This is a genomic window from Streptomyces sp. B3I8 (assembly GCF_030816915.1).
GTDB lineage: Bacteria > Actinomycetota > Actinomycetes > Streptomycetales > Streptomycetaceae > Streptomyces.
This window is the reverse complement of sequence record NZ_JAUSYN010000001.1, coordinates 114,471-134,014: the sequence shown is the minus strand read 5'-3', so window position 1 is coordinate 134,014 and position 19,544 is coordinate 114,471. Positions and strand designations below refer to the sequence as shown.

The following is a 19,544-nucleotide window of genomic DNA, read 5'->3' as shown; positions in this document are numbered from 1 at the left end:
CGTGGCGGGCAAGCCCATAGGTGGGACGGGCAGCGAGTGACGCGGTCCGAGGGCGGACGGGACGGACGGGTGTCGTGAGGCAGGTGGAGGTGGTGGCGAGCGGCCGTATGGCAGGCCAGGCGACGGGAGAGCGCGGACGCCGGGCATGCGCGGGGCGGGTCCGGTCAGCGGGCGACCGTGGTCGGATCGCTAATCACGTCCGGCCCCGGCGACTGTTCGAAGAATCCGGGCATGGCCTCCGCCACTTCCACGTAGGCCCGGAGGCAGAAGTCCAGCCAGCCGCGGATGTAGTCGCAGCCGGGTCGTCCGCGCCGGCTCACCTCGTGATAGCAGCCTCCCCCGCACAGGTACCGGGCCCAGCAGCTCTGGCAGGGCCGCATCCGGTCGACGTGGCTGCGTGCCAGGTGTTCCTCCCGGGCCAGCGTGTCGGGTCCGTCTGCGACAGAGCCCATAGCGAAGGCGGGGTCGCCAACGAGCCGGTGGCAGGCGTAGAGGCCGCCCTGGGCGGAGGCGCTCAGGTAGCCGGCCCCAGCGCCGCACGGGTAGGGACGGTGGCTGCCGCGGTGCAGTTGGTGCAGGGCGGTGTGGAAGTTACCGAACGGGTAGTGCCGCCCGGCTGTGACCTCGCGCAGCGCCGTCCGGCCGCACTCCAGCATCCGGTCGAGGAAGCCTGCGAAGGCGTCGTAGTTGATCTCGAAGGCAGGGTCGGGGGCGCTCACCACCGCAGCGAAGCCGACCTCGTCGAAGCCCAGGCTGATGCCGTGTTCGAGGACGTCCAGCAGTCGTTGGGTGCGTGGGGTGACGCTGACCCGGGCGGCCAGGTGGCGCGGGCGGCCGTGCAGACGCAGCACTTCCAGTCCAGCGCGAAGCCGGTCGTAGGCGCTTCCGCCTCCCCGGGTACGCCGCAGGGCGTCGTGGCCGGCCCGGTCACCGTCCAGGCTGACCGACACTGTGAAGGGGTGCTCGGCGAACAGCCGCGCGTCCTGCGGCTGCACGGTAGTCAGATTGGTGGTGAGTGAAAAACGCACCGGATGCCCCGTTGCCGCACCGGCCCGCGTGGCGTGGTCGACCACCGCGTGCACCAGGTCGCGGGCGAGCAGTGGTTCACCACCCATGAAGCCGACTACTACGTCTGCGCCGGGTGCCGCCTCGGCCAGCAGCCGGTCGACGGCGGCGAGCGCCGTCGACCGGGACATCGCGCGGGCGGTGCCGCCGAACCTGCCCTCGTCCGCGTAGCAGTGCCCGCAGCTGAGGTTGCACGCCTGCATGACATTGAGCGAGAGAGACGACAACGGCGGCACCTCTGCAGGCGTGCCGTTGATGCGGAGAGGCGGCGCGTCCACTCCTCCCCACAGGGGCAGGCCCAGTGCTCGGGCGAGCTCGGTATCAGCCGCCAGGTCGTGCGGAACGGCGGTCCACTGCTCCAGTCGGGCGGCCGTCTCCTCCCGCAGGTCGTACACCCGACTGCCGTCGGCGACGAACAGATGGGCGCCATAGGCACTGCGGAACACCTTGGTCTCGGCGGCGAGTCCTGGCGGTGGGCCCGCCGTGGGCGGCTCCGCCGGGCGCCGGCCGATCTGCAGCAGCACGCTCATGTGCCCTCCTCGGTCTCGGCCCGCAGCGTCCGCGCCCAGCCGGTCAGCAGGTCGTACTGACGGCGGGTGAGGTGCAGCGGATAGGAGTCCGCACCGCGCATGGTGATTGGCATCCGGCGGTCGTAATAGACGTCTTCCGTCATCGGCTTACGGATCACGCGGTCGATCAGGTCGGGCTGCTCGCGCACCACGTCCTCCAGAACCTCAAGCGCCACGAAGCGGCGGTGGCGTCGGCGGGCTCGTTCAGTGAGCGCGAGCAGTAGCCCCTTCAGCGGTTCGGGATGGGGAAAGTTCAGTCCGCCGACGGTCTCCAGCGGCTGGCTGCGGGCGAAGGCGGTGAACGTATTCGCGAGGTTCGCCGTGTCGATTTGGGCATCCAAGTTGATGGCGCCCACAGTCTCCAGGATCCGCTCGAACAAGTCGCGTACCTCCCACGAGGTCCACGGGTCTGCGAGGTAGGCGGGATCGCGGACGTCGGCGCGGCCCACGCGGTCGGCCAGGCCGTCCGCGATGGAGACGAACGGCCTGCGGTCCGGGGCGAAGTCGGGCGGGCCGACCACGATCCGGGCGGCGGCCGTAAGGCCGTTGGGCAGTGTGACGCGGACCAGTCCGTCGCATACGTCATCGATCATGCCGAGGCTGACCACCCGGCCGTCCGGGCGCTGGATCTCCGCCCCGGCGAACAGCTGAGCCGGGGCTGTCCGGGGATCGTCCGGGCTGAGTGCGAATCCACACCAGACAGCGTTCGCATTGAGGACCAGTTGCTCCGGGGGCAAGGTGTACCGGTTGGTCCGCTGCGCGAGGTCGGTCGGCCCGTACACCAGCCCTGCGGCAGGGGTGAACCGCAGCCGCAGCTCGGGCAGCGCGCGGTTGGGGGCCGGCAGTTGAACGGATCCGAGCGGCACTGCGCGGCCCGGCGGCACCAGCGGCCGGTCCACGCCGTCCGGTGAACGCCCGTTGAGATTGTGTGGCCGGTGGTCGTCGCCGGCGAATTCCACATGCCCTTCGATCCGGTCGCCGTCGGCCCGGGTGATGTGGTGCGCCTTGAAATTGGCGACCGTGACCACCCAGCGGACGTCCGCCAAAGAGAGCCCAGAGCCGGCCAGTACCTCGGGAGTCACCCGGCCGGTGTGCCGCTGCCTGTCCCGCGTCCAGGTGCCGTGCAACTCGAAGTACGGGCACACCGGCCGCCAGCCGTCGGCGTCCTTGAAACGAACCCGCTCGGGCAAGCGCTCGCTTAAGGTGCCGTCCGGAGCCAGGTCGAGGGTGGGTTCGGGAGCCACGGTGGTTTTGCCGGTGCCGCGTACCGACACGTCGCTGGGGCCCCAGCGATAGTTGTCACACGGCACCGGAGAGGGACCCAAACGAGCGAAGGCGAGGGGCGGGTGGAGCCAGACCTGTTCGAGCACCGGTGTCTCCTGAGCCGTGGAGGCCCTATGGGATGGCGGGTGCGGCGCGGCGACGCCGACGGAGGAGCCCCGGCGACCCAGCGGGCGACGGCCAACCGGAGGCGGGACATGGAATATGTCCCCTGTTGCCGTGCGAACTGCCACACAAATACCTAAATTCACCCGGCCAGCGGCTTTCAAATTTTCCGAGGCGCGGCACTTAGTAACAACACGAGACCCGACTGAGGAGGAAAAGATGGCACGTAGTTTCGAGTCTTGTGTCGAGGAGATGGAGAACGCCGTCAGGGCAAGCGGCCTGAACCTGAGGGACCGCGTCACCACGTCCCGGGACCCGGGCGTCCGCAAAGCCCTCGAGATGCTCTACGTCGAGGATGTACCGACCGGCTTCCGCAAGTGGCAGCTCCCGGTCCACCTGAACGGCCCCTCGCTGGACTTCATCACCGTGGGGGAGCCCGGCGCCCGGGTCGGAGACCACTCCCACGACGGAGACGGCATCCGGTACGTCATGAGCGGCTCGATCACTGTCAACGGCAATGAGCTCACCTCCGGGGACTGGATGTTCATTCCGGCCGGTGTGGACTACTCCTTCGAGGTCGGGCCTTACGGCGCGCTGATGAGCTCCAAGTACCTGTGCTGTTGCTGAGTCGAGACCGCGCGACGTTCCGGCGTCGGTCAGTGGGTGACGTGCCATCACCTGAAGGCAGTCACCCGCCACGGCGGCCGCGGCCAGGCGGGCGAGGCGAGAGTTCTGCGCGCCGGTGCCGCGGCATCCCTCGAGGCGGCGCGGGGTGTCCGGCCGCACCGCGGTGACGGCGTCGGCATAGCTTCGCCTCCACCCGTGAGGCCGTGCGCACCTCTCTGCTCAGGTGCTTGCTCGCGCTCGGAGCAGGCGGCCCGCGTGTCGAACTCTCAGCTGGTGGGAAAGCGCGGCGGGATAGCGTTGTCAGACTCGGCGCTGATCTGTGTCCGTGCACAGCGACCTCCTGGCGGGCGACACCGGGGCTGCGGCGTACGCGGAGCTCACCCTCGTCCAACACCTCGCGGTCGTCGGCGCCCCCTCCGGGGCGCCGACGACCTGCTCCGGTCCGGCCGTGCTTACCGTGGCAGTTTCGCAGTGCGTTCGGGATGGGCAGCGGTGATGTACCGCATCGCGGTCTGGGAGCTGATGCCGAACAGGCGCATCAGGTGCAGCGGGTCGTCGACTTCGAATGCCTCGTCGCGGATCCGGTCCTGTCGCAGCGTTGGCATCGTGAGTCCTGTGGGCCGGAAGATGGCGGTGAACGTGGTGCCGATGGGCGAGTGTGTGGTGTCTACAGCGGTCCATCGGTTGATAAGCAGATGCGGGTTGGCCGTCACCGGCCAGCGGCGGTGACGTTCACGGAGCCACGCGGAGGCGCAGCGGTAGGTTAGTTCATCCAGGTTGATGATGTGTCGTTTGCCGGGACGCCGGACGATGAGCCGCTCACGGGGCAGGTCGAGGTCGGTGAGCAGCAGGTGGCGGATGTCGGTGCCGCTGAGTGCGTGGACGCAGACCAGTACCATCACTAAGCGCTGGAAGTCGTTTCGCGCGTGGCTGAGGACGCTGGCCAGTCGGTCCGAGGGCACGGAAGGCGGCATCTTGTTGATCCCCGCGAAGACGAGGCCGCGGGTGGGATCGCGGAAGATCACACCTTCCTGCCGAAGGGCCCGGAAGACGTTGCGCAGGACGATGTGGATCGAGCGGGCCGGCGTCCCCTTGCGGGTGGCGATGGCCCGCTTGACGTCGTCCTTGGTGATCTCGCGCAGGCTCTCGATGCCGTCCGCGAGCCACCCCTTGAGGATCGGGTCCAGGACATGCCAGTAGCGGGCGATGCTCCGGTAGGTACGGCCAGCATGCTCCCACTTGCCCTCACCGCGCACGGCCCTGATCCACACCGAGAGTTCCTGTGCGATCGTCGCAGGCAGTGCGGCGAGCTCGGCCTCCAGTCGCCTCTCATGCGCGTCCCGGCGGAACTCGGCATCCGGGATCAGCAGCCCGCGGGTTTCCAGGAACTGCGTGACCCGCCGCCCGCTGAACTTCAGGGGACGGTTGTCGACGAGCGATCGGATGTCGGACTCCAGCAGCGGGGCATCGGCGCCGAGCCAGGACACCAGGATTGTCAGCGTGTTTCGGGTCTTGGTGGCGGGGACCTGGGACCACATCTCCCGCTTCATCACGCTGCTGAGGTCGTCGAGCAGCCGCTCGGCCGAGTCCGTGAGCGTCGGCAGATCATGCCGCGCCAGCTCGACCACTGGGCGCCAGTCTCGCCGGACCTCGAACAGCCTCTCCTGCCCAGGGGCCACCAGATGCTCGGACACAGGGCGGCGCGGAGCAGGCGGGGTCGCGCCCGGGTGACGCAGGCTTGTGGGTGCCGGGACCGGTGAACCGAGCCACAACTGCGTCCCGAACCGGGCGATGTCCCCTGGCCCGTGGTTGGCTACGTGCCATCGGCATCCGCGGCAGTATCCGTCGGCGAGCGGCAGGTCGAAACGGCGGCAGCGGCCGCATGCTCCCGCGGAGGCCGGGCTGTTCCCTCTCTTCCGGACGGCGAAGGATGAGCAGGGCTCGCAGGTGACCTTCGTCTTCGCTGTGAACCAGGAGCCGCACTGCTGGCAGGACCTCGGTGTCATCGCCCGGGACGCCCAGACCCGGCGCGTGGTCCGTGACGTCCGTGACCGTTGGGGACGGTCGGGTTCGCGTGGCTCTGGCAGGAGCCCGAGCAATTCCGCCCGCAGAAGGATCGCCCGGACGGACCGGCCGTAGTTGGGGATGTCGTCGAGGACCAGCTCGTCGACGAGGTCGTCGCCGTCGGCGTCGCGCACGGCGAGCGCGAGGCGCAGCATCTCGTGCAGCTTGCGCTGCATGGGTTTGCTGATCCCGGTGTCCGCCGCGAACGCCGCGGTGTGCTCGACGACGTCGTGGTAGTCGGCGAGCGGCCTTTGCAGAATGCGTCGGCAGACGGCGATGGACAGCATCCGGCGGACCGGGAAGAGCGGTAGCTGCCCTGGGACGGTGGGTGGGAGGACCGCAGGGTCGTCTCGGGTCGGGGCCGCGGCCGCGCGCAGGTGTTCTACCCAGTGCAGCCGCTCGCGCTGATCGGTTCCAGTGAGGCCGGTGCGCCTGCCGTACTTCCTCAGTGCGTGCTTCTGAACCCGATTGGGTGAATTGGCGTGAAAGATCATCCGGTTTCGCTACTCAACGTATTCAATAAGAAGCAAAGAGTGTCGACGAGTAGGAGATCGTCATGGGTGGTTCGCGCGGCAGGTCCGCGGCTCTTGCGGTGGCTGTTCTCGCTGTGGCGAGCCTCATGACAGCCTCGCCAGCTCAGGCGGCTGACACCGAGGACGTCACCGATGTCACGCGGCTGGATTGTGCCCCCATCATCCGTCAGGGGATCTGGAACTCTGTTTTCAACCGGTACGCCATCGTTCGCAATGACTGTGGGCGAACCATCACTGCGAGCGTCCAGGTCAGTTACAACGCGGATCCCGACTGCGCCACCATCGCTCCTGGAGCTACCCATGAGTTCCGATGGTTCCAAACTTCAGCAAGTGGCTATAAGGCGAACTACACCTACTCCTGCTGAGTGTTTTCGGCCGTGGCCTGCCCTGGTTTCCTCGACCAGCTGGGGGTGGCGCCTCTCCGGGCGAGGCACCTGGTCATGAGGGTGATGGCGGCCCAGGTGATCAGGGTCTCGGAGTGCTGGATGAGCCGTTCGTAGTCCCTCGCGTGGCGGCGTGCGTGCATCATCCACGCGAGGGACCTCTCGACGACCCAGCGGCGGGGCAACACGACGAAGCCGGAGGCGTCCTTGGGACGGCTGACCGGCTTGATGGTGAGGTTGAGGTGCTGTTTCGCCCAGCTCACGAGCTTCCCTGCACAGGCGGAGTCGGCCCACACGATCGTGATCTCGGGGTGCATCAGGCGCAGACGGAACAGGACTTCCTTCGCCGCTGCCGCGTCATGCAGGTCCGCGGGGGTGACCATCACCATGAGGGGCAGGCCGCGAGTGTCGACGACCAGGTGGCGCTTACGCCCATTGATTTTCTTGCCCGCGTCGTAGCCTCGGGTGGCCTTGGAGACGGTCTCAGCGGCTTTCACGCTCTGGGAGTCGATCACGGTGGCCACCGCCCGGGGGCCTTTGCCCAGGTCGCGGCGGATCCGGCGGGCGAGGTGGTCGCGGATCTGGCCGATGATCCCGGCGGCTGCCCATCGAGCCATGAACCCCCAGACCGTGCGCCAGGGCGGGAAATCCGCAGGCAGGGCCCGCCACTTGCAGTCCGTATCGACGACGTATCGGATCGCGTCGACGATCTCACGGCGTGGGTGTTTCTCCGGCCTGCCGCCTTTGCTGGTCTCGCAGGCCGGGGTGGGCAACAGCCCTTCGAGCAGGGCCCATTCGGCGTTGGAGGTGTCCGAGGGGTAGCGGCGAGAGCGCATGACGGCTGGCCTTCACAACGAGTCCGGCGGGACCGCCCGCAGGGCGGCCCCGCCGCAGGTCAGGAGCTGTTGATGAGGTCGAGGGTGGACTCGATGGAGTTGAGCTGGGCGACGATGTGCTTGACCCACTTGTCGCCGGGGTGGACGGCGGCGTGCGGGGCGACGGTCCCGGTGATGAACCGGCGGAACTCGGTCAGCTTCTCCCTGACCACCGCCCGTTCGTATGCCTCCAGCACCGGCCGCTCGGCGCCGAGCTGGTAGCCCGTCTGCCGGGTCCAGGTCAACGGGGGCCAGCCCTTCTCCGTAGCCTGGTCCTTCAATGCGGCGAGCCCCGAGCGGACCTGACTTGGGGACAGGTCGCTGGCCCGTACCAGCTGAGGGAACTCAAGGCCGGCGGGTCTGGCCTCGAACAGTACGAACCGAAGGGTGTCCGCGTGGCGTCTGGCGGCATCGCCCCGTCGCCGTGAGGCGCGGGGCATCCTCATTCGCCCTTGAGCAGACGGGCCAGTTCGTCGTCGACGTCGACCTTGCCGGTGTCGACGGCCGTCTCGATCCAGTCCAGCGTCGCCCGCACCCGGGCGAGGTTCTCGTGCACGAGCGTGCGTTCGTCGTCGTTCAGGGTGCGGTCCCGCAGGCCGGGGACGGTCCGGCCGGCGGCGGCCACGAAGGAGTGGCAGGCGGTGACCAGGTCCAGGAACTCCACCGACCGGTCGATCGCGCGGACGGCCGGGGCGACGGGGCTGGTGCGGTCGAAGTCCTCACGCGCTTGCCGACTACGTTCGACCTGGGCATGGTTGACCTGGAAGCGGGCGGTCGCGCGGGGCAGGGAGAGGCCGAAGCGTTTCTCGAAGATCGCCAGGCCACGGCGCTTGCGTTCGGCGTAGTCATCGAATCCAGGTGGCCACCCAGCGGGCCCCGCACTCCGGGCACTCCACTTCGCCCGTACCGTCCCGGACGGCCGCCAAGCGCTTATCGGCACGTGGCGACGGCACGAGATTGAGGGTGCGACCTTCGAAATCTGACACAAGCAAAGTCCGGCTCGCGTCGTCCGTGGTCCACCGGGTCTTGCCGTCCGGCGGCGTCCCGATCGCCGCGGACGCTTGAGGAAGTCGGTGGTGACCGCCGCGGCGATCTCTTACCCGCGAGCGAAGTACACATCCAACATCCACCCGGAACTCGTCGTCGCGCCCACCATCCACTGAATACCGCTGTCCACGTGCCCTCCCCCTCGGAAACGAACGGGCCTCCGCCCATCCGTGATGGCGCCGGCGCAGACCAGCCCCGCTGGCACGGCGAGCCCTGTACGGCGGCTCACCGGTCGCCGTTGAAGTGGTCGAGAATTTCATCGCTGCAGTCGTCCGCGCCCACCCGGGTTCGCGTGAAGGACAGCACGCCGTCGTCGTTGCCTTCCCTCTTGGCCTTGGCCAACTGCGTCTCGATGTCGGCGATGTACTGGGCGCACTCGGCGCTGACGGGTTTCTCGGGCTGCGGGGCGGGCGTCGGAGAGTCGTTCAGTGCAGTGGTGGAAGCGATACCGGCCACGCACAGCACGACCCCCGCGGCAACCCACGTGCGGCGGCTCATCCGTAACGGCTTGGGCATGCAGGCATCCTACGAGCGTCACGCCGGGCCTCTTCCAGATCCCTGGAAGCGAGAGCGACGCAGCCGGCTTCATCAAAACGTGAACGGGTGCCCTGCGGTAGCAGACCGCAACAGCCCGCGGAGCGGGCGGATGAGAGCTGTGAGGAACCTTGGAGGCTGTGGCTGCGATCCCCTGTCTCGGGGCGCTCGTCCCGGTGCCGCTGTGGCCAGCCGCTTCGGGCCTCTTCGGTGCGACCGGTCTCAAGGGCTGGTCAGATGAACGTGACGTACATGAGTGTTGAGCTTGTTCTTTACGGTCTGACTTCGTGTGACAGGTCGGTGTAGTCGGCGGATGTCCATGAGCCATGGCAGGTGGAGGACGGTCCGGACAACATCAGCCGGCGCATTGGGGAGAACCCGACCGTGTGACCTCTGGTTGTCCGGATGGTTCGCCGGACGTGTCGTTCCTAGCGTTGCCTCATGTCGATCATGCGGAGTCGGACCAGTCGTTGGACAGTGCTCGTGCTCGCTGTCGCCCTTCTGGCGTTGCTCGTTCCGGCAGGATTCGGAGCGGCGGCCCCCGATCGCCTGTCCCGACTGCAGCGTGATGCCGACGCCCTGCGGGACGACGGCACCACAGGCGTATCGGTGAGACTGGAGACGCCCCACGGAGTGTGGGCCGTCCGTAGCGGGGTCGGTGATCTCAGCACCGGCCAGCCTGTGGCCACGAACGGCTACCTGCGGATCGGCAGCACCACGAAGACGTTCGTCGCGACCGTACTGCTCCAACTCGCCGGCGAAGGCCGCCTATCGCTGGACGACACGGTGGACACATGGCTGCCCGGCCTGGTCCACGGCCGCGGCAATGACGGGCACCGGGTCACGCTGCGCCAGTTGCTCCAGCACACCAGCGGGCTGCCCGACTACATCGGCGACGTCGTTCCTGATCTCAGCGCGGCCGGGTACCGTGCGAACCGCTGGACCACCTACACGTCCCAACAGCGTGTGGCCTTCGCGTTGAAGCACCAGCCCTCCTTCGAACCTGGTGCCTGCTGGGAGTACTCCAACACCAACTATGTTCTCCTGGGCATGGTCATCAAGGCGGTCACGGGCCATTCATGGGAGTACGAGGTCCGGGCCAGGATTCTTCGTCCGCTGCGGCTCACCCGCACTCTCATACCTGGCAACTGGCCGTTCCTGCCCGGCCCTCATGCCCGCAACTACCAGCAGTTCGAGCCGGGTGGTGCCATGACCGACACCACGGTCGCCTACCTTCCCTTCGACGCCGATGCCGACGGGTCGATGATCAGTACAGCTGCGGACACCACCAGGTTCTTCACAGCACTGGTGCAAGGCAGGCTTCTGGCCCCCGCCCAGCTGGCTGAGATGCAGCGCACCGTCGAAGTCCCCGCCGACCGCGGCTTTCCACCGGACACACGCGACGGGCTCGGCCTGTTCTGGACACCACTGTCCTGCGGTGGCGGGTACTGGGGACACAGCGGCGACGGATTCGGATACCTGGTGTGGCCCGCCACGACTCCGGACGGCCGGACCACCGTCACGGTCTCCTTGCACAGCCGACCGGGCGATGAAAGCAGCGCCACTCGGCAGATCCAAGACGCTACGGCTCTCGTCGACCGCGCACAATGCTCCGCTCGTCGCTCTCCGACGTCTACGTGAACAGCACTCGCCCAACCACACTGAACGAAGTCGCTGCAACAAACCCGCACAGCGCACCCTGTCCGCCGGCCAAGCCAAACAGCTGCACTTCGAACGATGCCCCGAACGCAACCGCTCGTACGAGGATTCCGGGGACGTGAACACGACCCCCGTCTGATCCTGTGCTCCGACCAAAGAGGCACTACTGACCTTCAAGCGGGGTGTCGTAGGGGCTGACGCCTCGTGATCCCTGCGGTATGCCGACCGCATGAGGTATGCACAAGGGGGCGGACTGACCGACGAGCGCCGGGCTTTCCGCGAGAAGTTGAGGATGGAGGCGGCCGAGCGGTTCGCCCAGGGCGACGAGAACCCGGTCATCGCGCACGACCTGCGGGTCAGCGTCCGGTCGGTTCAGCGCTGGCGCAGGGCCTGGTCGCAGAACGGGCCCCGGGCCCTGGCCTCCAAGGGCCCGGCATCGCTGCCGCTGCTCAGTGACGAACTGTTCGCCGTGCTCGAGCGGGAGCTGGCCAAGGGTCCGGTGGCACACGGCCGGCGGGACCAGACCTGGACCCTTGCACGGATCAAGACCCTGATCGGGCGCCGCTTCCACAAGAGTTACACCGTCCAGGGTGTCGCCGCGCTGCTCAGACGGCACGGCTGGAGCTGCCAGGTACCAGCCCGCCGCGCGGTCGAGCGGGACGAGCACGCGGTGGCCGGCTGGGTGAAGGAGACCTGGCCCCAGGTGGAAGGACCGTGGCGGCGCTCGACGCCTGGCTCGTCTTCGAGGACGAGGCCGGCTTCTCGATGACGCCGCCGACCACCCGCACCTGGTCCCGCCGCGGTCACACCCCCGTGATCCGCGTGCGGGGCCGCTCCCGCCGCCGCTTATCGGTGGCCGCACTGGCCTGCTACAAGGCCGGCGAACCCTCCCGGCTGATCTACCGTCCCTGCCCCGATGCCCGGCCCGACGGGCGCAAGAGCTTCTCCTGGAAGGACTACCGCGACCTCATCCAGAGTGCCCACCAGCAACTCGGCGGCCCGATCGTGCTGGTCTGGGACAACCTGAACACCCACCTGACCGCCGGCATGCGCCGCTACATCGCCGAACGTGACTGGCTCACCGTCTTCCAACTGCCGCCCTACGCACCCGACCTCAACCCGGTCGAGGGCCTCTGGTCCGTACTGCGACGCACCACCACAGCCAACCGTGCCTTCGCCGATCCGGACGACCTGATCACCGCGGTCCGGCGCGGCCTACGCAAACTCCAGTACCGCCCCGACGTCCTCGACGGCTGCCTCACCGGCACCGGCCTCCGGCACCAGTCACCATGACCGCATCACGCATTCAAGGTCAGTAGAGCTGGATTTCATACGGATCTGACCCCATTGTGAGTGGTGGTCCCTATCTTGCCGGAGGAGTCTCCTGCGCACTGCTACCGAGTGAGGAATATCAGTGGCAAACGGTGTATGGCATTCCGGCCTTCAGCGGATCATCGAGCTCGACAAGGAAGACCTCGGCCTGGGCAGCACGTGGCCACACCTGCCCGTGTGGACGTTCGCGTAATTCCCCAGCCGAAACGTCACGTAATTCCCCAGGTACTGAGTCGTGAGCCGACTGTGAAGTCCTGGGTCAGTCCCACCAGAGCACGAGGAGAAGGTGCCGTTGGGATGCAGCAAGGTAGAACTCGCGCAGGGCACTGAAGTGCCCCAGCAGGTACTTCCTCGGGCCACCGACGGTCTTGTCCGCCCCATGACCGATCAAGGAAGCGACCTCGCTGTCCTCGGTCGGCAGGACGGCCAGGACGGCCGGAAAGTCGATTTGACCGAGTAGTTCCGAGACGCGGGCCACTTGACCTGCGGAAAGGGCAGTGGGAGGCGGTCCGAAGGGACCAATGGCATGCGGGTGCGTGTTGAGGAAGCCGAGATCGATCACCGAGTCCCCGGCGGTGGCCTGCCGAAGAGCACCCAGGTGGACGCCGTCGAGACCTGCCAGCTCGCATGCCCGTTCCAACATGGCCGGTGCCCAGTCCAGGTCCAGGACGTCCGCCGACGGCGGATCCCAGGTGGGATCACCATCGGTCGATGTTCCGGCTGACTGACGGCAGGCGGCGAGATACTCCGCCGGGACGCGGGCGAGTTGCTGGGTGACGGCCATGACGGCAGTATCCCGACGGCGTCCACCGGTTTCCTACTTGGTTGGGGGTCTGCCGTTCTTGTCGGTGGGGTTCTTCGGGCGCTTGTTGGGGCGGTAGCTGGGGCCGTTCATGATGACCTGGTGGCTGGTGTTGATCAGCCGGTCCAGGAGTGACTCGGCGACGACCGGGTTGGGGAAGAGGGGATACCAGTCGCTGGGCGCCCGGTTGCTGGTGATGATCAGGGACCGGCCCTGCCGCTCGGAGACGAGTTCGTAGAGGTCGTCGGCGTGGGCCGCGGAGAGCTGGCGCATGGCGAAGTCGTCGAGGATGAGCACGTCGGGCCGTACCAGTTCGCGGATCCGTTTCTCCCAGGTGCGGTCCGCGTGACCGCCGGCGAGTTCGGCGAGGATCCGGCTGGTCTTGGCGAAGCGGACGTGGGCGCCCTGGCGGACCGCGAGGTGGCCCAGCGCCTGGGCGATATGTGTCTTGCCGACCCCGACCGGGCCGAACAGGATGACGGACTCGCCTGAGTGGAGCCAGCGCAGGGCTCCGAGGTCGCGGATTTGGGCGGCGGGCAGTTTCGAGGAGGCGGTGAAATCGAACTCCTCCAGAGTGACCTGCTGCTCGAACTTCGCGCGCTGGAGCCTGCGCTGGAAGGCGACGGTCTCGCGGCGCGTGATCTCGTCCTGGCAGAGGACCTGGAGGAAGTCGAGGTGACCGAGTTCGCCGCCATGGGCCTGGGCGAGGCGGGCATCGAGGGTCTCCAGCATCCCGGACAGCCGCAGAGATTTGAGTGACTCGCGCAGGGCGGTATCCATCACGCTCATCGTGCCGCCACCTCGTCTTCACCGTGGACCTGGTCGTCGCGGGTGCCGTCCGGGGTGTCCGGGGGCACGGACGGAGCCGAACAGCCCCTGGGGGCCGTGGAGGAAGGCAGCGGCGCCCGCGTCTCCGCTGGTCTCGGGCTCGGGATCGCTCTCGGTGCCGGCGACCAGGATGCCCTTGATGGTGCGGTAGGACGGATCGCCGACCGTGATCGCTCTCGCGCAGGCCGCCTCCAGGCGAGTGTCGCCGTACTTCTTGCGCAGTCCGAGAACCCCCTGGGCAGCACGGAGCCGGTAGAGCGCGTTGACCTCCAGGAGCTGGTTGACGACCTCGCGGCAGGCTTCGCCGACCTCGGATGCCTGGCTGCGGCACCAGATGGGCGTCTTCATCTGGAAGGCGATCCTCTCGGGCGGGTAGTCGCTCCTGTCGGTGCGTTTCCCCTGTGCAAGTGCGGCGTGGGTCTTGACCAGGCTGCCGTCGAGGAAGACCTGCACCATCGTGGCGGTGGAGCGGACGTCGACCTTGCGGCCGATCAGTTTCCAGGGCACGGAGTAGAGGGTGCGGCCGACCTTGATGTGGATGTCCGGGCCAACGGTGGCCGTCGACCAGCGGGCCAGGGTGAACGGGGTGGGCGGCAACGGCAGCAGGGCGGCGGCCTCGACGGCGCCGAACACGGCCATCGGAGCCGCCCCTCCGAGCGGCCGGCACTGGCGGTGCCCGGCGACCTGCTGGGCCCAGGTGACGGCCTCGGTCTGCATGTGCTCGATGGAAGTGAACTCCCGCCCACGCCAAAATGAGTCGCGGACGTAGGGCATGGGCCGCTCCACCCTGGGCTTGTCCTTCGGCTTCGCAGCTCTCGCCGGATCCACCAACGCCCCATAGTGGGTAGCGAGTTCGGCATACGCCTTGTTGATTTTCGGGTCGTAGAGGTCGGGCTTGTCGACGCCGGTCTTCAGGTTGTCCGGCACGAGACGGCGTGGGACGCCGTCGAAGTAGCGGAAGGCCGCGACGTGCGCTTCGGTCCACGCATGCTGGTCCAGGTGCAGCACCGGCCGGACGAACATGTGCCGTGAGCAGGGCAGCACCATCACGAACGCCCAGACCCGGTGGCGTTTTCCGGTGCGCGGGTTGATCCACTGCCCCAGGAACCCGTAGTCGATCTGGGCCTCCTCGCCCGGCTCGATCTCGTCGCGCAGGACGGTGACCTGCGACCGGCTCACCTCGTCGGGCAGCGTGGCGTGCACCCAGCGGCGGAACGAGGAGACCGACACCTTCAGCTTGTGCTCGTCCCGCAGCCGCTGGTGGATCGTGGAGACGGTCACGGTCCCGAGCAACTCCTTGATGTAGTCGCGGTGTTCGTCGATCTCCGGCCACGTCACCTGCCGCAGTCGCTTGTCGATGAGCCCGGGGAACCATCCCTCGATCAGCCGGGACCAGTCGGCCTCGCTCATCGGCGGCCCGCCCGGGGTGATTCCGGACGCCTCCGCCGGCGCCAGGTACTTCCTGACCGTCTTGCGGTCCACTCCCAAAGACGCGGCAAGCGCGCTCTTCGAGCGCCCCGCGTACCAGTGGACGTAGATCTCGGTGATGTCGACCACGACGAACGTTCTCCTTGCCATCCGGGCTGCCCATCGGCCTTCGGGACCCACAGGTCGAGGACCATCCACAGCTCCGAGATGACCAGGTCCATCGATCCCGAACACCGTCGTACCCATGGACAATTAGGAGAATTCGGTGTGGGGAATTACGTGACGCTCAAACCACACCAAGTGGGGAAAAACTTGATCGTCGACAGCCCGACCTGATCGAGAGCCTTTTGCAGCCTGTGGCGGAGAGAGACCGCGAACTTCTTGTCTGCGTAGAGAGCAGCCAAGGACAGCAGTGCAAGGCTGAACTGGGCGGGGTCAAGAGCCCGCATATGTACGTGCGGAAGCATCGCGGCCCTGATGGCCTCCTGCGCCTGCGCGCTGCGCACTGCGCACCATATGACTCCGGAGGAAAGTGACAGACACAAGGCCATGAAGGACTTCCTGACCCGCACCGGGCAGTCGGCCGGCCTTGAAGTCCAAGTGGAGACGACGACCAAGAACCGGACATCCAGACCCGACGTCACGATCACCGGAGCCGGCGGAGTAAGCCTGGGGTGCGAAGCCCAGTACTACAACGCCAGCGCGGGTACTGTGCTACGCCGGTCAAAAGCCCACGCTGAAGCCGGGCTGACCGCCAACTGGATCACGCATGACGACAGGTTCCACCTGATCGACCGCTCCAACTGGATGCTGACCAGGGAGATGACCTGGAAAGAGATCAGTCACGCGGCAGACATCGCCCTGATGGGCGGCTTCCGAGTTCTGGCCGAGTGGCGATGCACCGCGAGTGCTGAGCGACCATGTCCAGACGCCCGGGTGAAGACAGGCTGCGGGAACCGCCACCGCCTCCCTCTGGCCGTCGCCCGACGCCGCACCGGAGTTCGGCGAGCGCTGCTCGTGGCGGCCGGGGTGGTGCGTGAGCAGTTCGGCCCCTGGCCCGCACAGCGCCGACGCATCCCAGGCACCCCTACCAGCAGCCCCGGATACTCCCCAACAACAACCCATCATGAAGTCGACGAGGAACCACTTCTCGAACTCGTAACGACGGCGGAGTTCGAATGTCCCGTCCTCCACAAGGTCCTGCCCGATCCCACCACCAACGAGGCTTCTCGTCGAGGGCCTTGGGGTGGTTGAAGAGTTCGTCCGGCATCGGCTGTTCATGGAAGTTACTTGGAGGTAGTCAACCCTGCTCGCCGACGATGACACCGGCGATAATATCAGCGGTGAGCTGAAAGTCCGGAGTCTGGCCTTCTTAAAAGCAGAGCCACTCGCGTTCATGGAGCCAGTCGGCACGTCCCGGTGCATAGCGAACCCGTCGGGCTCGGAACGAGGCAGGCATGTCGTTGGTTGCGTTCATCTCCTCGCCTGAGAGGTGGAGAACCGGTCGGGCCCCAGCCGCTATGAGGGCTTCGCGATTGAGGAGGATCGCCCATGGGGCGTATGGACCACGCGGCTTGATTCCCTCGCGGAAGAGGAAACGGCGGGCCGCAACGGGCGGTTCGCCAAGGCAGATGACCTCCTGGCGCCCCATGGGCGGGGTATTGCCCCGTATTTTGAAGGATCAGGTGGGGCGGTCATGCTTGGGACGAGCGGGACTCTTGGACCGAGTCGGTCCTTGCTCCGTCGGCCACCGGCCCTCCGGAGGGCCACCGGTACACCCGTCGCATCCATGCGGTGCTGCTCCAGGCGCGCCATCACAGGGGTAACGGTTCGAGTTCGGAGTGGAAGTGGCGGAGGACCGGGCTCGACTGGACCAGGCGATAGCCGGGGATCTTGGCCCTGTTCCTCGCGGTCCTCGCCAGGATTTCGCCGACGTGGTTCAAGTGGCTGAGCGTGTACGTCCTGCGAGGGAGGGCCAGTCGCAGCAGTTCAAAGGGGGCTGTGGTGATCGGGTCTCCGTTCTCGTCCTCCTTGCCGAGGTAGAGGGAGCCCAGTTCGACAGAGCGGATGCCGCCCTCCAAGTACAGCTGGCAGGCGAGGGCGTGGCCGGGAAAGCGGTGCGGCGCAATGTGGGGCAGGAGACGGCCGGCGTTGAGATAGATCGCGTGCAGGCCGGGTGGTTCGAGGATGCTGATGCCTGCGTTGCGGGCCAGGAAGGCGAGGTGACGGGCTGCCTCCGCCCGGGACCGGAGATAGTGGGGATCGGTCACCTCGGTCAGGCCCTGGGCGATCATGTCAAGGTCTCGGCCGGCCAGTCCGCCGTACGTGGGGAACCCCTCGGTGGCGACGAGCAGCAGCCGGCATCGTTCGGCGAGCGCGGGGTCGCGCAGGCCCAGGAACCCGCCGATGTGCACGATTCCGTCTTTCTTGGCGCTCATCAGGCAGCCGTCGGCCAGACGAAAGGCCTCTTCGGCGACCTCGCGTGGGCTGACCCCCTGGTAGGCGGGCTCATGCTGGGTGACCAGCCAGGCGTTCTCGGCGAAGCGTGCGGCGTCCAGGAAGAAGGGGATTTCGTGTTCTCGGCACAGCGCGGCGGCGCGGGCGAGGTTGTCCATGGAGACGGGCTGGCCGCCTCCGCCGTTGTTCGTCAGCGTCATGATCACCACAGCGATACGGGAGGCGTCCGGGCCGCACAGGGCGTCTTTGAGCCGCTGCAAGTCGATGTTGCCCTTGAACGGCTCCTCGCTGTCGAGGTCCTGCGCCTCACGGCAGGGCAGGTCCACGGCTTGGCCGCCGCTGAGTGCCACATTTGCGCGGGTGGTGTCGAAGTGGGTGTTGCTGAGTGTGATTCCCCCGGGGCCGAGCAGCGCCGAGAAAAGGATGCGTTCTGCCGCCCGGCCCTGGTGGACCGGGAGGATGTGGGGACAGGACGTCAGCTCGCGTACCACCTCCTGGAAGCGGTAGAAGGACCGTGAGCCGGCATAGGACTCGTCACCGGCCATGCCCGCGGCCCACTGCGCCGCTGAGAGAGCGCCTGTCCCCGAGTCGGTGAGCAAGTCGATCGTGATCTCATCGGCGCGCAGGGCGAAGAGGTTGTAGTGCACGCGCTGCAACGCTGTTTCCCGCTGTGCGCGTGTGGTCATCGGGAGGGGCTCGACGGCCTTGATCCTGTACGGCTCCATGTGGGTTGTTCTCCCGTTCGGCGCGGGGCGAGTTCCGGTCATCCATCGGTGCGACGACAAGTCGGCAGGTCGGTCACTGCCGGTCGCCGGAGGCGAGCGGGGGCGTCGGCTCCTGGGGGGGCCGGACTTCGTAGCACTCGGGTGAGAGATAGACCGTCAGCCGAGGGGGCAGCCGGGTGCTCTGGACGAGCGAGACGTACGAGATCAGTCCCACCCCCTCGCTCGTGCCGCGGTGCGTCATGGCGGCCAGTGCGCGGTCGAGGGCACCGGTGTCCATGCCGTAGCGCCGCAGGACGGTCGCGGCCCGGTTCCGGGTCACTCGGTCGTCCCGGGCGTAGTCACGCACCGGGACGTGCAAGGTGTAACCGCTGGGACGCTCCACGTCCCACTCCGTAAAGGACAGACAGGAGACAAGCGGTCGGCGGCCGAAGAACTCGGTGTCGCCGACTGTGCGGCAGAACTCCCCCAACCGTTGTGCGCAGCCACCTGGCAGCAGGCGGGAAACGGCTTGTGCGCCGGTCACCGAGAAGTCGCGGTGGGCGATGTAGACCTTCACCCGCCGCGTCTGCCAGTCCCCCACATCCACGGCGAAGAACAGAAACTCGTCGCTGTCGGGCCCACGGGACGCGGCATGCTCCAGCAGCGTCGGCCACGCCCGGCCGAATCCGAACCGGGCCAACGCCTCCTCGGTGACCTGTACGGACCGATCGCGGCCGTGGCACGCCGGGTTGACGTAGACCTTGACGCCGGGCGCCCGGTCCTTGCGCAGATCCATCGCGCACCACAAGGCGAACGGACCCTGGGCTCCGGCTGGGAAGAACAGGTCCGCCACCCGGTCCACCGGCTCGGTCGAGAAACTCCAGCGTTCGGCCAGCGCCTCGAGAGCCCGGCGGCCCACGCGCCCGCTCTCCGCGAAAGAGCGCGCGGCGCACCCGGGCTCGACCACGACCCGCACGGTCGGGGCGTCTGCGGTGGGGAACGACACGGAGAACTCGGCCGGAGAGTGGTCGTCGGAGACGAAGGACGGCGACGGCGGGCCGGCTGCCACCGGACGCTGTGCCGAGGCGCCCAGCAGATCGAGCAGTGAGCGCGTGGAACCGTCGTCGGGCGGGCTGACACCCACGGCGCCGCACACCCCCGACAGTTGGCGGCTCAGGTGCTCGCCCAAGGTGACCACCGACCGAGACAGTACGGCCGCAGCCTGGGAGGAGGAGTTCAGCTGAGAGGGAC

17 protein-coding genes and 1 pseudogene are annotated in these 19,544 nt (G+C 67.6%); 6 read left to right on the top strand and 12 right to left on the bottom strand.

The features are described from left to right. Nucleotides 1-164 precede the first annotated feature (164 nt). Nucleotides 165-1,595, bottom strand: coding sequence for a radical SAM/SPASM domain-containing protein (locus QFZ64_RS00710; protein ID WP_307061186.1), 1,431 nt, complete (start codon nucleotides 1,593-1,595; stop codon nucleotides 165-167). After that, the gene (locus tag QFZ64_RS00705; RefSeq protein ID WP_307061184.1) at nucleotides 1,592-3,004 is read right to left on the bottom strand and encodes a hypothetical protein; all 1,413 of its coding nucleotides are present in this window, start codon (nucleotides 3,002-3,004) and stop codon (nucleotides 1,592-1,594) included. Before QFZ64_RS00705 ends, QFZ64_RS00710 begins: the two co-directional genes overlap by 4 nt. A gap of 235 nt (nucleotides 3,005-3,239) precedes the next feature. On the opposite strand from QFZ64_RS00705, the gene QFZ64_RS00700 reads away from it, so the two are divergent. Next, nucleotides 3,240-3,647 (top strand): cupin domain-containing protein, encoded by a 408-nt coding sequence (locus QFZ64_RS00700; protein WP_307061182.1) that lies wholly within the window; start codon nucleotides 3,240-3,242, stop codon nucleotides 3,645-3,647. A 452-nt stretch (nucleotides 3,648-4,099) separates the two neighbouring features. On the opposite strand, the gene QFZ64_RS00695 is transcribed toward QFZ64_RS00700, so the two are convergent. Continuing rightward, nucleotides 4,100-5,275, bottom strand: coding sequence for a hypothetical protein (locus tag QFZ64_RS00695; protein WP_307061181.1), 1,176 nt, complete (start codon nucleotides 5,273-5,275; stop codon nucleotides 4,100-4,102). A 426-nt stretch (nucleotides 5,276-5,701) separates the two neighbouring features. Here QFZ64_RS00695 and QFZ64_RS00690 point away from each other — a divergent pair, with 426 nt between their 5' ends. Beyond that, the gene (locus QFZ64_RS00690) at nucleotides 5,702-6,022 is read left to right on the top strand and encodes a hypothetical protein (RefSeq protein WP_307061179.1); all 321 of its coding nucleotides are present in this window, start codon (nucleotides 5,702-5,704) and stop codon (nucleotides 6,020-6,022) included. 574 nt (nucleotides 6,023-6,596) lie between these two features. On the opposite strand, the gene QFZ64_RS00685 is transcribed toward QFZ64_RS00690, so the two are convergent. From QFZ64_RS00685 to QFZ64_RS00670, 4 genes and pseudogenes are all read right to left on the bottom strand, one after another. Further along, nucleotides 6,597-7,463, bottom strand: coding sequence for an IS5 family transposase (locus tag QFZ64_RS00685; RefSeq protein WP_307061177.1), 867 nt, complete (start codon nucleotides 7,461-7,463; stop codon nucleotides 6,597-6,599). A 59-nt stretch (nucleotides 7,464-7,522) separates the two neighbouring features. After that, on the bottom strand, nucleotides 7,523-7,942 hold the full coding sequence (locus tag QFZ64_RS00680) for a RacP protein (RefSeq protein WP_307061175.1): 420 nt from the start codon (nucleotides 7,940-7,942) through the stop codon (nucleotides 7,523-7,525). A 2-nt stretch (nucleotides 7,943-7,944) separates the two neighbouring features. Then, nucleotides 7,945-8,280, bottom strand: a pseudogene (locus QFZ64_RS00675) (DUF6192 family protein); the annotation flags it as partial. Between the two features lie 494 nt (nucleotides 8,281-8,774). Then, a complete protein-coding gene (locus QFZ64_RS00670) occupies nucleotides 8,775-9,065 on the bottom strand; it encodes a hypothetical protein (protein ID WP_307061173.1) in 291 nt (96 codons plus the stop codon). 459 nt (nucleotides 9,066-9,524) lie between these two features. Here QFZ64_RS00670 and QFZ64_RS00665 point away from each other — a divergent pair, with 459 nt between their 5' ends. The 3 genes from QFZ64_RS00665 (at nucleotide 9,525) to QFZ64_RS00655 (ending at nucleotide 12,035) form a co-directional block, all read left to right on the top strand. Then, nucleotides 9,525-10,724 carry a serine hydrolase gene (locus QFZ64_RS00665; RefSeq protein ID WP_307061172.1) on the top strand — a complete coding sequence of 400 codons (1,200 nt, stop codon included), beginning with the start codon at nucleotides 9,525-9,527 and terminating at the stop codon, nucleotides 10,722-10,724. A gap of 247 nt (nucleotides 10,725-10,971) precedes the next feature. After that, nucleotides 10,972-11,511, top strand: coding sequence for a winged helix-turn-helix domain-containing protein (locus QFZ64_RS00660; RefSeq protein WP_307061170.1), 540 nt, complete (start codon nucleotides 10,972-10,974; stop codon nucleotides 11,509-11,511). Next, a complete protein-coding gene (locus QFZ64_RS00655; RefSeq protein WP_307061734.1) occupies nucleotides 11,508-12,035 on the top strand; it encodes a transposase in 528 nt (175 codons plus the stop codon). The genes QFZ64_RS00660 and QFZ64_RS00655 overlap by 4 nt, the downstream gene beginning before the upstream one ends. A 298-nt stretch (nucleotides 12,036-12,333) precedes the next feature. Here QFZ64_RS00655 and QFZ64_RS00650 read toward each other — a convergent pair whose 3' ends face one another. From QFZ64_RS00650 to istA, 3 genes are read right to left on the bottom strand one after another with little or no spacing between them, the layout of a single operon-like run. After that, nucleotides 12,334-12,858, bottom strand: a complete 525-nt coding sequence (locus tag QFZ64_RS00650; protein WP_307061169.1) for a DUF1877 domain-containing protein — start codon at nucleotides 12,856-12,858, stop codon at nucleotides 12,334-12,336. A gap of 33 nt (nucleotides 12,859-12,891) precedes the next feature. After that, a complete protein-coding gene (gene istB, locus QFZ64_RS00645; protein WP_307061167.1) occupies nucleotides 12,892-13,665 on the bottom strand; it encodes an IS21-like element helper ATPase IstB in 774 nt (257 codons plus the stop codon). A gap of 18 nt (nucleotides 13,666-13,683) precedes the next feature. Then, a complete protein-coding gene (gene istA / locus QFZ64_RS00640) occupies nucleotides 13,684-15,261 on the bottom strand; it encodes an IS21 family transposase (protein ID WP_307061166.1) in 1,578 nt (525 codons plus the stop codon). Between the two features lie 420 nt (nucleotides 15,262-15,681). Between istA and QFZ64_RS00635 the strand changes: the two genes are divergently transcribed. Then, nucleotides 15,682-16,386, top strand: a complete 705-nt coding sequence (locus QFZ64_RS00635) for a hypothetical protein (RefSeq protein WP_307061164.1) — start codon at nucleotides 15,682-15,684, stop codon at nucleotides 16,384-16,386. A gap of 560 nt (nucleotides 16,387-16,946) precedes the next feature. On the opposite strand, the gene QFZ64_RS00630 is transcribed toward QFZ64_RS00635, so the two are convergent. Both QFZ64_RS00630 and QFZ64_RS00625 read right to left on the bottom strand, forming a co-directional pair. Continuing rightward, the gene (locus QFZ64_RS00630; protein WP_307061162.1) at nucleotides 16,947-18,314 is read right to left on the bottom strand and encodes a tryptophanase; all 1,368 of its coding nucleotides are present in this window, start codon (nucleotides 18,312-18,314) and stop codon (nucleotides 16,947-16,949) included. A 73-nt stretch (nucleotides 18,315-18,387) separates the two neighbouring features. Continuing rightward, the gene (locus tag QFZ64_RS00625) at nucleotides 18,388-19,491 is read right to left on the bottom strand and encodes a tryptophan dimethylallyltransferase family protein (RefSeq protein ID WP_307061160.1); all 1,104 of its coding nucleotides are present in this window, start codon (nucleotides 19,489-19,491) and stop codon (nucleotides 18,388-18,390) included. Nucleotides 19,492-19,544: the final 53 nt, after the last annotated feature.